The following is a 15,720-nucleotide window of genomic DNA, read 5'->3' on the forward strand; positions in this document are numbered from 1 at the left end:
TCGGTTAAAGTCGCGTGTGAGGGGATGGTTTAGCAGCGGTTAAGGGCGGCGCGACAATTTGAACAATCCGGCAAAAGTCCCTTCCAGTTCATGCTTCATATGATATGTTGGACAAATGTCTGATATATCGAATGATCTTTCGGCAAGGATCGCCGATCGCATCCGCGCCGAACGGACGCTGCGGAACTGGTCACTGGCAGAGCTTGCCGAGCGTTCCGGGGTGTCCAAGGCGATGCTCAGCACCATCGAGCGTGCTTCGACGAGCCCGACCGCACCGATCCTGGTGCGCATCGCCACGGCTTTCGAGATGACACTGTCCAGCCTCATCGCCCGTGCCGAATTGCAGGGCGGCGGTGTTGCCCGGCGCAAAGACCAGCCTGAATGGCGCGACCCCGGCACTGGCTATGTGCGCCGCCATCTGTCGCCGCAGACTGATATGCCGATGGAACTCGTGCAGGTCGAATTGCCGGCCGGCGCGCGCGTCAACCTGCCTGCTGCTTCCTATGCCTTCATCCGCCAGCAGATCTGGCTGATGGCAGGGCGGCTCGACTTCACCGAAGGCGAGGTGGTGCATTATCTGGAGCCGGGCGATTGCCTGGCGCTCGGCGCGCCGGCCGATTGCAGTTTCTTCGCGCCCGGTCCGGAGCCGGCCCGCTACATCACCGCACTTATCAGGACCTGACCATGCCGCGCTTGCCGAAGCGAAACCACAATGGTGGGCCGCCGCTCGATGACTACAAGGGGCCGGCCTGGGGCAAGGGCGACCCGCACCGTTTCATGCATTGGCGGAGCGCCCACAAGGCGGCATGGAAGCCGAAATCGCGCGACATCGCGTTGTTCAGACTGGCCAAGGCGGAAGCGGTCGGGCTGACTTATGAGGAATACACGCTGGAATTGCTGGAGCGCGGCCACCACCTCAGCGCCGACGACGGCACCCGCGTCGATGAAATCAAACGGTCGCGCAAGCGCCGCGGCTTTAGCCATTTCGATTGAGCGTTTTGGCTCTTCCCATCAGCGAGAAGACAAAAGATGAGTTCCATCGAAATCAGACCCCTTGTCCGCTCGTTCGAGACATTGCGGGCGCTGGCCGAAATCCTGGTCGAGACCGTCGCGGCCGGCGGATCGGTGAGTTTCATGCATCCGCTGCCGCTGGATGCGGCCATCGCGTTCTGGGATGATTCGCTTGCGGCGGCGGCGCGGGGCGAGCGGGTGGTGCTTGGCGCCTTCGAAGGCGACGATTTGATCGGTACGGTCACGCTGCTGCTCAGCCTGCCGCCCAACCAGCCGCATCGGGCGGAAATCGCCAAGCTGATGACCCGGACGAGCCATCGGGGCAGGGGCGTCGCCACCCGGCTGATGCTGGCCGTCGAAGAGCTGGCCGTGCGGTGTGGCCGCACACTGCTGGTTCTCGATACGGCCGAAGACGGAGGGGCCGCCGCCCTATACGCGAAGCTTGGCTTCATCCTGGCCGGCGAAATCCCGGACTACGCCTTGAAGCCACATGGTGGTCTGACCGGCACGCTTCTGTTCTGGAAACGCATAGGTTCGGCCGGACAAACGCCGATAATCGCAAACGCCTTGAAGGATTTCGCTCAATGACATTCGCGATCGCACTCGAAGATCCGGCCAAACCGGACATCATCGCCCTGCTGGAGGACGGCGAGCGCTATGGGGCGTCGCTCTATCCCGCGGAAAGCAATCATTTCCTGTCCATCGAGAGCCTGCGGGCCAACAATGTGCGCTTCGTGGTTGCGCGGGACGCTGGCGGCATCGCCGTGGCAACGGGCGCGCTGGCGCTGAATGACGATTGGGCGGAACTGAAGCGCATGTGGGTTGTGCCGGCGGTACGCGGTAAGGGGCTGTCCAAGGCGCTGCTCGCCGATCTCGAAGGCAAGGCGCTGGAGGCAGGCATCGGCCTACTCCGTCTGGAGACCGGGGTCGACAATCACGAGGCGCTCGGCCTCTATGACCGCAGCGGTTTCGTACGGCGCGGGCCGTTCGGCGATTATCGCCCCGATCCGCTCAGCGTCTTTATGGAAAAGCGGCTGGCCTAGTTCGCCCGCATCGCATCCGTGGGAACACCGAAGCCGGACCGGCCCAACGTGCCGGCCCGGCCGCCCACCGCCTAACCCTTGTGATGCACATCCTGAAGGCCGTAGACCGGCGTCGGGATGCCGGCTTGGCGAGCCTTCAATTGCAGCGACAGGAATTGCGAATAATGGCGCGACTGGTGCAGGTTGCCGCCGTGGAACCACAGCGCTTCCTGCTGTGTCGGCTTCCACATGTTGCGCTGTTCGCCTTCCCACGGGCCTGGGTCCTTGGTGGTGCTGGAGCCTAGACCCCAGCATTTGCCGACCTTGTCGGCCACGTCCTGGCTGATCAGTTCCGCCGCCCAGCCGTTCATCGAGCCATAGCCTGTGGCATAGACGATGACGTCGGCCGGCAGTTCGGTGCCGTCTTCGAGCAGGACGGAATGGTCCTTGATTTCCTTTACCTGGCCGCGTTTCAACTTGATCTCGCCATCGATGATCAGCTGCGAGGCGCCGATGTCGATGTAGTAGCCCGAGCCACGCCGCAGATACTTCATGAAGAGGCCGGAGCCGTCGTCGCCCCAATCCAGCATGAACCCCGCCTTTTCCAGGCCTTGGTAGAAGGCCGCGTCTCGTTCCTTCATCTGCTGGTAGAGCGGGATCTGGAACTCGTGCAGGATCTTGTACGGCACCGAGGCGAAGATCAGGTCGGCCTTGGCGGTGGTGACGCCATTGGCCACCGCCTGTTCGGAATAGAGCGGGCCGAGCCCGACATCCATCAGCGTATCGGATTTCACGATATGGGTGGTCGAGCGCTGCACCATGGTGACATCGACGCCGTTCTCCCAAAGGGCCGCGCAGATGTCGTGGGCCGAGTTGTTGGAGCCGATGACGACCGCTTTCTTGCCGGTATATCTGTCGGGGCCCGGGTGCCTTGAGGAATGGTGCTGATCGCCCTTGAACGTCTCCATGCCCTTGTATTTCGGCAGATTGGCGCGGCCCGACATGCCGGTGGCGAGCACCAGTTGCTTCGGTCTCAGCACGATATCCTTGCCGTCGCGCCGCACCGTGACAGCCCATTCCTTCTTCTTGTCGTCATAGACGGCGCTTTTGGCCTCGGTGGATGACCAGTAATTCAGCTCCATCACCTTGGTGTACATTTCCAGCCAGTCGCCGATCTTGTCCTTGGGCGAAAAGACCGGCCAGTTCTTCGGAAAATCGATGTAGGGCAGGTGGTCATACCAGACCGGGTCGTGCAGGCAGAGCGACTTGTAGCGCTTGCGCCAGGAATCGCCTGGCCGTTCATTGCGCTCCACGATGATGGTGGGCACGCCGAGCTGCCTCAGCCGTGCGCCCAGCGCGATGCCGCCCTGGCCGCCGCCGATGATGAGGGTGTGTGGCTGCGTGGTGAAGCCGAGTTCGGCCACCTCCTTCTCGCGCTCTTCCTTCCAGCTCGGCCGGTTCCTGCCTTGACCATGCTTGGCGCCGAGCGGCCGGGTGAAGCCGGCTTTCTCCTCATGTCCCTTCAACTCGGCCATGGTGGTGAGCAAGGTCCAGATCTTGCCGTCCTTAACCCGGATGTGGCCGTAGCCGCGCGCAGCTTCGGTCTCGAAGGTGATCCAGCCCTCCAGCAGCCCCTCGTTTTCCGCGGCATCTTCGCCCTCGGCGATCGCGAAATTGGAGGGTTTGATGGCGCCAAGCTGGCTCTTCAGCATCGTCCTGATCTGGTCGCGACCCTCCAGCGTCTTGATGTTCCAGGTGAAGGCGACGAGATCGCGCCAGTAGCAATCGTCCTGGAAGAAGGAGACTGCTTTTTCGATGTCGCCTGCTGCCAGTGCGGTACCAAAATCAGCCAGCAACTTGGCGAGCTTTGCGTTGGGCGCCTTGTCGAGCATGTGGGTTCCTCCCATGGAATCATGATGATCGGTGTGGCTCCGCCGGAGCTGCCGGCTGGTCGGGAAAGTATCGGCAGAGACGGCGCCATTCGTCACGCCCCACCATAGTTTGGCGCGTTTTCAAGGATTTATCGCGCGTCGCGCCAGACAACGGCGTCCTCGCGAGAACGTGATGAGGCGCGCCGCAATGCCGCCGCCTCGCTTCGGGACCATGCTCGCACCGATATCTCAACCAGCGTTTAGGGGACGCTCGCAGGGGAGGTTTCGCAGAAGGGCACAAAACTGGAGCATGTGTCATGAACGCGAAGATTCTTGCGATAAGCCGCCGCGGGAGAGGGGCGGCACTAGCCCTTATTCTTGCTTTTGGCGGTATGGTCGGCACACCGCTGACGTTGCCCGCCTTTCAGCCGGCGCAGGCGGCCACTGTCTCAATGGCGGTGCGCGAGCGGCTTACTGAATACGGCGTCTGGCAAATCTCGCGCCGCTATGGCGAGGTTTGGGTGCCTTCCGTCGCGGTCGCATGGCGGCCATACACGGTGGGGCGTTGGGTGTGGACCGACGACGGCTGGTATTGGGAATCCAGCGAGCCTTTCGGCCCTGTCGTCTTCCACTACGGCCGCTGGGCCTATGACGACGATCTGGGTTGGATCTGGATCGCGGGCGACGAATGGGCGCCGGCTTGGGTGGTCTGGCGCCAGAGCACGGACTATGTCGGCTGGGTGCCGGCACCGCCGCCGGAGGAACGCGTGGTGTTCCGCGACGTGTGGTGGTCCTTCGTGCCGGTGGCGGCGATCGGTGCCGTCGAAATCCTGCCGGCGCTGCGCCCTGTCGAAAACAATGTGACCATCGTGCGCAACACCACCATCATCGAGCAGCGCGTGGTGGTGAACAACATCTACAACAACTCCACCGTGCAGGTGGAGAACCGGACCGTGCCCATCAACGCCGGGCCGGCGTTGGCGGCGTTGCCAAGGCCGGTCGTGGCGGCTGTGAGGGCCGCGAACATCGTGCCGCCGGCCAGGGGTTCGTTCGCACCGGGCAAGCTGGATGCGTCGAAGGCCGGCGAGGTCAAGCGGAGGGCAGCATCACTGCAACCAGGACAGCCTTTGCCTGTACCCGGCAAGCCTGCCACGGCGCCTGCTGGTGTCGCTCCCGTGGCGCCGAACGCGGCTGTGCCGACGAAACCAAACGGCGCGACTGCCGGCAAACCAGCGGTAACCGCGCAACCGGTGGTGCCGTCGAAACCCTTAGGAAACGCGCCGGCCGGGGTTGCACAGCTTCCGCTCAGGAAGCCGTTGCCACCTGCAGCACAGGCAAGCTCCGGATCGCCTGCAGCCAAGGCCAACATCGTCAAGAAGAAGACGGTGCAGCAGTCAGTGCAAGTACACAACCTACCGCACAAGCCGACACCGCCAAGTCCGGCGGTTGCGCAGCGCCACCGCGCGAACGCGGCGGTCGCACAAGGCAATGGCCGGCCACCGCACCACGCGGCGGCGAAACCAGTGCCTCAGCACCAGATGGCGCGCGTGAATGCGCCGCACCGGCCACAGGCCGCGCCGCATAAGCCGCCGCCGGCAGCGCGCAAGCCGGTGAAATGCGATCCGCACGATCCGCGCTGCAAGCCGCACGGCTGAGCGCTGCTGCGGTCAGGGACTGCCAGATGCCTCGCCGCGACCACCTCAGGGCAAGGTCGCGGCGAATGGCGTTGGTTCGGCGAGCACGAAGACGGCGGCTTGGCCGTTGCAAAATCAGTGCGATATCCCGGTTGACAGCGCTTCGTGCTTGCACCTATTGTCCGCCACCATGAAGACGGCACTCATTCTCGTAGGAAGGCGCGTGGGCAAGGCGGTGTAACCGCCAGGCGAAAACCTCCCATGCGCAACACACAGGCTCCCTCGGGGGCCTTTTTTATTATCCAAACCATGACCAGACGACCAGCAAGAGCTTGAAAAAGCAGGAAAAAGACGGAACCGAACCCATGAGCAACGGACAAAGCGAGCGGCGTGAGATGACAGGCGCCGAAATGGTTGTGCAGGCGCTGATCGACAATGGCGTCAAGCATCTTTTCGGATATCCGGGCGGCGCGGTCCTTCCGATCTATGACGAGCTTTTCCAGCAGGACGCTGTGCAGCACATCCTGGTGCGCCACGAACAGGGCGCCGGCCACGCGGCGGAAGGCTATGCGCGCTCGACCGGCAAGGCGGGTGTCATGCTGGTCACCTCCGGCCCCGGCGCTACCAATGCGGTGACGCCGCTGCAGGACGCGCTGATGGATTCGATCCCGCTGGTCTGCCTCACGGGCCAGGTGCCGACCTCGCTCATCGGCTCGGACGCCTTCCAGGAATGCGACACTGTCGGCATCACGCGGCCCTGTACCAAGCACAATTGGCTGGTGAAGGACGTCAACGAACTCTCGGCCATCATCCACGAGGCCTTCCATGTCGCTACCACCGGCCGGCCGGGCCCGGTGGTCGTCGACATTCCGAAGGACGTGCAGTTCGCCAGGGGCATCTATACGCCGCCGCAGACGGCGCCGCGCACCTCCTATCAGCCCAAGGTCCAGGGCGATCTGGAGAAGATCAAGGCCGCGGTCGAAATGCTGGCTGGCGCAAAGCAGCCGATCATCTATTCGGGCGGCGGCGTCGTCAATTCCGGCCCTGAGGCCAGCCATTTGCTGCGCGAACTGGTTGACCTGACGGGTTTCCCGATCACTTCGACGCTGATGGGGCTCGGCGCCTATCCGGCGTCGGGCAAGAACTGGCTCGGCATGCTCGGCATGCACGGCACCTACGAAGCCAATATGGCCATGCATGATTGCGACGTCATGCTGTGCGTCGGTGCCCGTTTCGACGACCGCATCACCGGCCGTCTCAACGCGTTCTCGCCGAATTCCAAGAAGATCCACATCGATATCGACCCGTCCTCGATCAACAAGAACGTGCGCGCCGATGTCGGCATTCTGGGCGATGTCGGCCGGGTGATGGAGGATCTGGTCCGGCTGTGGCGCGCCACTGCCAAGGCCGACAAGAAGGCGCTCTATCCGTGGTGGGAACAGATCGCCCGCTGGCGGGCGCGGGACTCGCTCGCCTATAAGCCAAGCAACGACGTGATTATGCCGCAATATGCGATCGAGCGTCTCTATGAACTCACCAAGGATCGCGACACCTACATTACCACCGAGGTCGGCCAGCATCAGATGTGGGCGGCGCAGCACTTCCACTTCGACAAGCCGAACCATTGGATGACTTCGGGCGGCCTCGGCACGATGGGCTACGGCCTGCCGGCGGCGCTCGGCGTGCAGATCGCCCATCCCGACTCACTGGTCATTGACATCGCCGGCGATGCTTCGGTGCAGATGACGATGCAGGAAATGAGCGCGGCGGTGCAATACGAGGCGCCGATCAAGATCTTCATCCTCAACAATCAGTACATGGGCATGGTGCGCCAGTGGCAACAGCTCCTGCACGGCAACCGGCTGTCGCATTCCTACACCGAAGCGATGCCCGACTTCGTCAAGCTGGCCGAAGCCTATGGTGGCCATGGTATCCGCTGCGAGAAGCCGGGCGATCTGGACGACGCCATCAAGGAGATGATCTCGGTCAAGAAGCCGGTTCTGTTCGACTGCCGTGTCGCCAATCTCGCCAATTGCTTCCCGATGATCCCGTCGGGCAAGGCGCACAACGAGATGCTGCTTCCCGACGAGGCAACGGACGAGGCTGTCGCCAACGCCATCGACGCCAAGGGCAGGGAGCTGGTGTGACGGATAGCGTGGCCTTGCCAGACGCGGCATAATCAACAAGTTAGCGTAAACGCCTGAGATCGAGATTCATCCGATGAATGCACAGCACCTTCAACCCACCGGCTCCGCCTACTTCATCGCCAAGGAAACGGAAGTACCGGAAAACCACACGCTGTCCGTGCTGGTCGACAACGAACCGGGCGTGCTTGCCCGCGTCATCGGCCTGTTCTCCGGGCGGGGCTACAACATCGAAAGCCTGACCGTCTCTGAGACCGAGCACGAGAAACACCTGTCGCGCATCACCATCGTGACGCGCGGCACGCCGCATGTGCTGGAGCAGATCAAGCACCAGCTCGAGCGCATTGTGCCGGTGCATCGGGTGGTCGACCTGACCGTGCGCTCGACCGAGCTCGGCCAGGAGCGGCCGCTGGAGCGGGAACTTGCCCTGGTCAAGGTGGCGGGAACGGGCGACAGCCGCGTCGAGGCGCTCAGGCTGGCCGACGCTTTCCGTGCCAGTGTCATCGACGCCAACACCGAACATTTCATTTTCGAGATCACCGGCAAGGGCTCGAAGATCGACCAGTTCATCGCCATCATGCGCCCGCTCGGCCTGGTCGAGATCTGCCGCACCGGCGTGGCGGCGATGAACCGTGGCCCGCAGGGGATGTAGGGCCGCGAAGGATTTCATGTCCGGGGCATTGTCACCGAGACAACAATTTTCGTGACTTGGACCGGCGGGTGGGTCAACTAGACTGACCTATTTGCCGGTTCTGTATCTGAAAACCGGCCCTATCCGAAAAGCCGCCATGTCCGTCGATACTTTCCTTGCCCTGCTGGTGTTTGCTTTCGTCACCTCGATCACGCCGGGGCCGAACAATTTCATGCTCCTGGCGTCGGGCGTGAATTTTGGCTTCACGCGCACCATCCCCCATATGCTGGGCATCGGTTTCGGCTTCCTGTCGCTGCTTCTGGCGGTCGGTTTCGGCCTCGGCACGGTGCTCACCGCCTTGCCGGCACTGCATATGGCCCTCAAGATCGCCGGCGGCGCATATCTGCTCTATCTCGCCTGGAAGATCGCGATGTCGCGTTCGATGGGTGGGCAGGCCAACGGCAAGACGCAGCCCATGACCTTCCTGGAAGCGACCGCCTTCCAGTGGATCAATCCGAAGGCCTGGGTGATGGCGATGACCGGCATGGCCCTCTACACGGACGCCGACAGGCCATTCCTGTCCGTGCTCTTGATTTCCATCGCTTTTGCGGTGGTCAACGTGCCATCGGTGTCTTGCTGGGCGGGTTTTGGCATGGCGCTGCGCGGCTTTCTGTCCGACCCGTCACGGCTCAAATGGTTCAACATTGCCATGGGCGTGCTCCTGGCGCTGACCTTGTGGCCGATGTTGCGCTGAGAAGCGCTTTTCGACTTCTCGGCAAGGCATTCCGGCAGGGGGCGCCGTTGTGCAGCGCACATTAAATCTTTGTAATGACGGCGTTTGCCCCTTTTTTGGCGGAGATTTGCGTTATTTTAGCGAATGACCCGCCGCGCGTGGCCATCGGATGGCGCTTGCGGAGGCGCTGATGGGTCGGATCGAGAGGGCCTTTGTCGGATCGCAGGAAAACATTCGCCGCACTTGGTGGGGCTGTCGCGATCGTGGCCGCAGGTCTCTATCTCTGGCCCGCGGGTGCGGCATGGGTCTGGCAAAAGCTGCCGTTCGGCCAGAAGGAGGTTGCCGCCCAGGCGGCGACCGATCTGAGCGGAGGCAAGGGCAAGGCAGGCAATCGCGCTGTCACTGTCGCGACAGCGGTCGCCAAGGTCACGGATTTTCCGGTTCAACGCTACGCTATCGGTTTTCTGGCTTCGCCGGCGGTGGCCAATATCAATGCCCGCGTCGCCAGCCAGGTGATGGCCATCGCCGTCACCGACGGCCAGATGGTCAAGCAAGGCGATCTGCTGATTTCGCTGGATGATCGCGCGCTGAAGGCGCAGGTCGAGAAGGACAAGGCGACGCTGGCCAAGGATCAAGCGCTGGCCGCAAGTGCCGATGCCGACCTTGCCCGCGCCCAGAACCTGCTCGCCAAGCAAGCCGGAACGCAACAGAGCTATGATCAGGCGCTGGCGGCCCAGAAGGCTGCTCACGCTACTGTGGCCGCCGACCAGGCGGCGATCGACGTCGACACCGTGCAACTGAGCTTCACCGCCATCACCGCGCCGATCTCCGGTCGACTCGGTGCCGTCAGCGTCAGCATCGGCGATCTCGTCACGGCCGGCGGCGCGACTGGTACCGGCGCGACACCATTGGTGACGATCACCGAAATGGATCCGTTGCGGGTCTCCTTCAATCTGCCGGAAGCTGACCTCAATCTTTTGCAGCAGGCGCTGGCGAAGCCGGGTTCAATCACGGTGACGCTGACCAAGGACGGCGATGCGAAGCCGATCGGCTCCGGCACGCTTGATTTTGTGAACTCCACGGTGGACACCGCGTCCGGCACCATCACGGCGCGTGCTACGGTGCCCAATGCCGACCTGAAGCTGTGGCCCGGGCAATATGTGAAGGTCACGGTCGATGCCGGCGCCATGCCGCAGATGGTGTCCGTGCCTACCGTTGCCATCCAGCCCAGCCAGAGCGGTTCGTTCGTCTATGTGGTCAAGGCCGACAACACTGTCGAGGCACGGCCGGTGGTAGTCGCGCTCACGCATGGTGAAGACAGTGCTATCGCCAGCGGCGTGAAGGGCGACGAAAAGGTCGTCGTCGATGGCCAGCTCAGCCTGAAGCCGGGTGCGGCGGTGCGCGAGGCAAGCGCCCAGGAAGGCACCGGCAAGACTGGAAGCGACAAGGGCGGCTCTGGCGACAGCAAGGCGCCGAAGTCGGCGGACAAAGCCACCAAGACCGAAACAGCGGGCTGACGAGCGATGATCTCCGAGTTCTGCATCCGCAGGCCTGTCGCCACATTGCTGATGTCGATGGCGCTCATTTTGGGCGGTCTGTTTGCCTACAAGTTCCTGCCGGTCGCGGCGCTGCCGAGCGCGGAATTCCCGACGGTCAATGTTTCCGCCTCGCTGCCCGGTGCTTCGCCGAACTCGATGATGACGTCGGTGGCCGTTCCGCTGATCAAGCAGATTGCAACCATTGCGGGCGTGGATTCGATCTCGACCAGCAACTCGCTGGGTTCGACCTCGATCGCGGTGCAGTTCGTGCTCAACCGTGACATCGACGCCGCCGCCGCTGACGTGCAGGCGGCAATCGCCCGAACGCAGCGGCAATTGCCGCCGGAAATGACGTCGCCGCCAAGCTACAGGAAGGTCAATCCGGCCGACGCGCCGATCCTGCTGATGGCGCTGGCCAGCGACACGGTTCCGCTGACCCAGCTCGACGCCATTGCCGAAAACGTCATCTCGCCGTCGCTGTCGACCATCGACGGCGTCGCGCAGGTGATGGTCTGGGGCCAGAAGAAATACGCCGTGCGCATCCAGATCGACCCGACGGCGCTGGCGGCGCGCGGCATCTCGATCGATCAGCTGCAGTCGGCGGTGCAGTCGGCCAACAGCAACGCGCCGGTCGGCGTGCTGCAGAACAGCAAGCAGCAGCTGACCATCACTACCAACACGCAGCTTCAGGATGCGGCTGCGTTCTCCAACATCATCATCGCCACCAAGAACGGCAATCCGGTCCGACTGGGCGACGTCACGCGCGTCATCGATTCCGTCCAGAGCACGACGACCGCCTCCTGGTTCGACAACACACGCGCCATCGTCCTGGCCGTTCAACGCCAGCCCGACGCCAACACCGTCGACGTGGTCGATCGCGTCAAGGCGATGCTGCCGTCCTTCGAGAGCCAGATGCCGGCCGCGGCGTCCATCAACCTGATGAACGACCGCTCGACCTCAATCCGCGCTGCGGTGGTCGACGTGCAGTTCACGCTTCTGCTCACAATCGCGCTGGTGGTGTTGGTGATCTTCGTCTTCCTGCGCCGCGTGACCGCGACGATCATCCCAGCCGTGGCGGTGCCGATTTCGCTGATCGCGACGCTCGGCGTCATGTTCCTGCTGGGATTCTCCATCGACAACATCTCGCTGATGGGCCTGACACTGGCCGTCGGCCTCGTCGTCGACGACGCCATCGTCATGCTGGAAAACATCTACCGGCACATGGAGGAGGACGGGCTGCCGGCCTATCAGGCGGCGCTCAAGGGTTCCCGCGAAATCGGCTTCACCATCGTCTCGATCTCGATCTCGCTGGTGGCGGTGTTCATCCCTGTGCTTCTGATGGGCGGTGTCATCGGCCGTATCTTCAACGAATTCGCGGTGGTGGTGACGGTCGCGATCCTGGCTTCGATGTTCGTGTCGCTGACGCTGACGCCGATGCTGTGCTCCAGACTTCTCAGCTTGCCGAAGCGGCATGGCAAGGGCGAGCACGGCCCCGAACACGAGCGCGATTGGCTGGTCCGTTCCTACGACGTCGTGTTGTCCTTCTGCCTGAGGCACCATTTCATGGTGTTCCTCGTCTTTATCGGCACCGCCATACTGTCGGTGTGGCTGTTCACGATCTCGCCGAAGGGTTTCCTGCCGCAAGAGGATATCGACCAGATCTCGGTGACGACGCGCGCGCGCCAGGACATTTCCTTCGACGCGATGGTGAAGCTGCAAGGGCAGGTGGCGAATGTTTTCCAGACTTCGCCCTATGTCGCCCATGTGACCTCGTCGGTGGGCTCGAATTCCGGTGCGCTGAACCAGGCGTCGCTCTACGTCCAGCTCAAGCCGAAGGCCCAGCGTCCCGACATGGCCACGGTCATTTCCTCGCTGCGGCGCCAGCTTGCCGGCGTCGCCGGCATCGATACCTATATGCAGCCGGTGCAGAACCTGCGCCTGGGCGCGCGCTCCTCGGCGAGCTCCTATCAGCTGGTCGTGCAGGCCCTGTCCACGAGTGATACCAATCTGTGGGCGCAGAAGCTGACAGACGCCATGGTGGCCGACCGTGCCACCTTCACCGATGTCACCAACGACTTGCAGAACAATGCCTTGCAGGCGTCTCTGATCGTCGATCGCGACAAGGCGGCGACGCTTGGCGTCGACACCAACACCTTGCTCAACAGCCTTTATGGCGGTTTTGGCACCGACCAGGTCACGACCATTTTCGGTGCCGCCGACAGTTACCAGGTCATCACCGAGCTTGATCCCAAGATCGACTGGTCGCCTGAGCGCATGCTGTCGATCCAGTTCCGCACCTCCAGCGGTTCGCTGGTCCCGCTCGGCGCCTTCGCGCGCGTCGACCGTACCGCCGGTCCGCTCACCATCAACCAGCTCGGCCAGCTGCCGGCGGTGACCGTCTCCTACAATCTGCCGGACGGCGTTGCACTCGGCGACACGGTCAACCGCATCGAGCAGATCAAGGCGCAGATCGGCGTGCCGAAGACCGTCTCGACCACCTTTGCCGGTACGGCCAAGACCTTCCAGGATTCGCTGGCCAACCAGGGCCTGTTGATCGCCGGCGCGATCCTGACGATCTATATCGTTCTGGGCATGCTCTATGAGAGCTTCATCCACCCGCTGACCATCCTGACCAGCCTGCCCTCGGCGCTGCTCGGCGCCATGCTGTCGCTCAGGCTGGCCGGCATGGATTTTTCGGTAATCGCCGTCATCGGCCTTCTGATGCTGATCGGCATCGTCAAGAAGAACGGCATCATGATGATCGACGTCGCACTGGTGCTGCGACGCGAGGGACGAACGCCGCTGGATGCCATCCTCAAGGCCAGCGTCATGCGTTTCCGCCCGATCATGATGACGACGCTGGCGGCGCTGATGGGCACGTTGCCGATCGCCATCGGCCATGGTGCCAGCGCCGAACTGCGCCAGCCGCTCGGCATCGCCGTTGTCGGCGGCCTGATGGTCTCGCAGGTGCTGACTCTGTTTGTCACCCCGGTCATCTACCTCTACATGGAGTGGTTGTCCGAGTGGCTGCTGAGCTTCGGCAGCAAGCGCAAGCCGGAGCTGCATGTGGTTGGCGGCGACCAGGCCTCGCTGTTCGAGGAAGACGAGGAGCGCAAGGCGGCAGCCGAATAGGCGACGCACTGTTCGCAATCTGTTGAATTGCCGCGCGGGTCGATCCGGGTAAGGTGTCCCCGCCTGTCGACGGCTGAGGGGATGAACGAGCCAGCGGGCGCCTTTTCGTCGGTCCCGCATATCGGGGCCAAGCAGCAATCCATTCTCCCAAGGGATGTTTTCCATGACCAAAGTGGCCGTGCTTGTCGGCAGCCTCCGCAAGGATTCCTTCAACCGCAAGATCGCCAAGGCGCTCGTCGCACTGACGCCGGGCCTCGAGTTCGATTTCCTCGATATCGGCGCTGTCTCTTTCTACAATCAGGATTTGGACACCAACCCGCCCGCCGACTGGGTCGCGTTCCGCAAGCATATCGCAAATGCGGACGCGGTTCTGTTTGTCACCGCCGAATACAACCGCTCGGTGCCGGGCGTGCTCAAGAACGCCATCGATGTCGCTTCCCGTCCCTATGGCCAGGGTGCGCTGAACGGCAAACCGGCGGCGGTGGTCTCGACATCGATCGGCGCCGTTGGCGGCTTCGGCTCCAACCATCATCTGCGCCAGTCCCTGGCCTTCCTCAACATGCCGGTGATGGCACAGCCGGAAGCCTATATCGGCAGCGCGGCCAGCCTGTTCGACGAAGCCGGCAACCTGACCAATCAGGGCACCAAGGATTTCCTGACCGCCTTCGGCAAGGCATTCCAGCAGCACATCGCGCTGCATACCAAGAAAGCTGCGTAAAGCCGTTTTCCGGTGAACAATGCGGGCCGGGCGTGCAAATGCCCGGCCTTTTTCATGCCACAAGCCGCTAACCTTTGGCAGCAATATGCGGCAAGGGTCTTGCCGACGGCGACAGAATCTCCTTTGTCTCGCCGATGGAATTTTCTCCTCAACAGGACGAGGCGCTGAAGGCGGTTGCGCGCTGGTTGAAGATCGGCCAGCCGCAGGTTTTCCGCCTGTTCGGTTACGCCGGCACCGGCAAGACCACGCTGGCGCGCTATTTCGCCGAACATGTCGACGGCCAGGTGCAATTCGCGGCTTTCACCGGCAAGGCGGCGCAGGTGCTGCGTTCGAAGGGCGCGGTGAATGCCCGCACCATCCATTCGCTGATCTACCGCCCGCGCGGCGAGGAGGCGGTGGAGGATGAGACCACCGGCAAGACCTCGATCAATCCGACCTTTTCGCTCAACCGCCAGAGCCCGATCGCCAAGGCAAAACTCGTCATCATCGACGAATGCTCGATGGTGGACGAACAGCTGGGGCGCGATCTGCTGTCTTTCGGCACGCCCGTTTTGGTGCTGGGCGACCCGGCCCAGCTGCCGCCGATCTCCGGTGGCGGCTTCTTCACCGAGCACGAGCCGGATTATCTGCTCACCGAGATCCATCGCCAGGCGCGCGACAACCCGATCATCAGGCTGGCACTCGACGTGCGTGAAGGCCGCGAGTTCATGAAGGGCGACTTTGGCGCCGCGCAGGTGATCGGGCGCGAGGATGTCACGCAGGACCTGGTGTTGAAGGCCGACCAGGTGCTGGTCGGTCGCAATCAGACGCGCCGCCGCTACAACCAGCGCCTGCGCGAGCTGAAGGGGTTCACCGCCGACTATCCGCAAGCCGGCGACAAGCTGGTCTGCCTGCGCAACGATCCCGCCAAGGGGCTGCTCAACGGCTCGTTGTGGAAGGTGATGACGTCGTCGCGCGAAACGGTAAAGCCGGGCATCAACCTGCTAGTCTCGCCCGAAGAAGACGATCCAGATCGCGGCGTCGCCAAGATCAAGCTGCTCAAGGCCGTCTTCGAGAACCCGGATGAAGAAATCCCATGGCAGCAGAAGAAGCGTTTCGACGATTTCGACTTCGGCTACGCGCTGACCGTACACAAGGCGCAAGGTTCGCAGTGGAACGAGGTCGTGCTGTTCGACGAAAGCTTCGCTTTCAAGGAAACGCGTCAGCGTTGGCTCTATACGGCGATCACGCGCGCGGCTGAGCGTTTGACTGTGGTGCGCTAGAGCGCAAGACATGCCTTGTCCGCG

General features: G+C 62.8%; 13 protein-coding genes. 12 read left to right on the plus strand and 1 reads right to left on the minus strand.

Annotated elements, in window-relative coordinates:
- The first annotated feature begins 115 nt into the window (after window positions 1-115).
- From FZF13_RS19140 to FZF13_RS19155, 4 genes are read left to right on the plus strand one after another with little or no spacing between them, the layout of a single operon-like run.
- On the plus strand, window positions 116-682 hold the full coding sequence (locus tag FZF13_RS19140) for a helix-turn-helix domain-containing protein (RefSeq protein ID WP_024924502.1): 567 nt from the start codon (window positions 116-118) through the stop codon (window positions 680-682).
- Window positions 683-684: 2 nt separating this feature from the next.
- Window positions 685-993, plus strand: a complete 309-nt coding sequence (locus tag FZF13_RS19145) for a hypothetical protein (RefSeq protein ID WP_024924503.1) — start codon at window positions 685-687, stop codon at window positions 991-993.
- Window positions 994-1,029: 36 nt separating this feature from the next.
- Window positions 1,030-1,599, plus strand: coding sequence for a GNAT family N-acetyltransferase (locus FZF13_RS19150; protein ID WP_024924504.1), 570 nt, complete (start codon window positions 1,030-1,032; stop codon window positions 1,597-1,599).
- Complete coding sequence (locus tag FZF13_RS19155; RefSeq protein WP_024924505.1) at window positions 1,596-2,054, plus strand: GNAT family N-acetyltransferase; 459 nt, start codon at window positions 1,596-1,598, stop codon at window positions 2,052-2,054. Before FZF13_RS19150 ends, FZF13_RS19155 begins: the two co-directional genes overlap by 4 nt.
- Window positions 2,055-2,125: 71 nt before the next feature.
- Here FZF13_RS19155 and FZF13_RS19160 read toward each other — a convergent pair whose 3' ends face one another.
- Window positions 2,126-3,925, minus strand: a complete 1,800-nt coding sequence (locus FZF13_RS19160; RefSeq protein ID WP_024924506.1) for an NAD(P)/FAD-dependent oxidoreductase — start codon at window positions 3,923-3,925, stop codon at window positions 2,126-2,128.
- A 296-nt stretch (window positions 3,926-4,221) separates the two neighbouring features.
- Between FZF13_RS19160 and FZF13_RS19165 the strand changes: the two genes are divergently transcribed.
- The 8 genes from FZF13_RS19165 (at window position 4,222) to FZF13_RS19200 (ending at window position 15,696) form a co-directional block, all read left to right on the plus strand.
- A complete protein-coding gene (locus FZF13_RS19165) occupies window positions 4,222-5,559 on the plus strand; it encodes a DUF6600 domain-containing protein (RefSeq protein ID WP_024924507.1) in 1,338 nt (445 codons plus the stop codon).
- A 344-nt stretch (window positions 5,560-5,903) separates the two neighbouring features.
- Complete coding sequence (locus FZF13_RS19170; protein WP_081766885.1) at window positions 5,904-7,685, plus strand: acetolactate synthase 3 large subunit; 1,782 nt, start codon at window positions 5,904-5,906, stop codon at window positions 7,683-7,685.
- Window positions 7,686-7,758: 73 nt separating this feature from the next.
- Window positions 7,759-8,334, plus strand: a complete 576-nt coding sequence (gene ilvN / locus FZF13_RS19175) for an acetolactate synthase small subunit (protein ID WP_024924509.1) — start codon at window positions 7,759-7,761, stop codon at window positions 8,332-8,334.
- Window positions 8,335-8,470: 136 nt separating this feature from the next.
- The gene (locus FZF13_RS19180; protein ID WP_024924510.1) at window positions 8,471-9,067 is read left to right on the plus strand and encodes a LysE family translocator; all 597 of its coding nucleotides are present in this window, start codon (window positions 8,471-8,473) and stop codon (window positions 9,065-9,067) included.
- Window positions 9,068-9,258: 191 nt separating this feature from the next.
- Complete coding sequence (locus FZF13_RS19185) at window positions 9,259-10,563, plus strand: efflux RND transporter periplasmic adaptor subunit (RefSeq protein WP_024924511.1); 1,305 nt, start codon at window positions 9,259-9,261, stop codon at window positions 10,561-10,563.
- 6 nt (window positions 10,564-10,569) lie between these two features.
- On the plus strand, window positions 10,570-13,716 hold the full coding sequence (locus tag FZF13_RS19190; RefSeq protein ID WP_024924512.1) for an efflux RND transporter permease subunit: 3,147 nt from the start codon (window positions 10,570-10,572) through the stop codon (window positions 13,714-13,716).
- Between the two features lie 154 nt (window positions 13,717-13,870).
- Window positions 13,871-14,434 carry an NADPH-dependent FMN reductase gene (locus FZF13_RS19195; protein ID WP_024924513.1) on the plus strand — a complete coding sequence of 188 codons (564 nt, stop codon included), beginning with the start codon at window positions 13,871-13,873 and terminating at the stop codon, window positions 14,432-14,434.
- A gap of 134 nt (window positions 14,435-14,568) precedes the next feature.
- Window positions 14,569-15,696 (plus strand): ATP-dependent DNA helicase, encoded by a 1,128-nt coding sequence (locus tag FZF13_RS19200; RefSeq protein ID WP_024924514.1) that lies wholly within the window; start codon window positions 14,569-14,571, stop codon window positions 15,694-15,696.
- Window positions 15,697-15,720 lie beyond the last annotated feature (24 nt).

The organism is Mesorhizobium terrae (assembly GCF_008727715.1).
Classification (GTDB): domain Bacteria; phylum Pseudomonadota; class Alphaproteobacteria; order Rhizobiales; family Rhizobiaceae; genus Mesorhizobium; species Mesorhizobium terrae.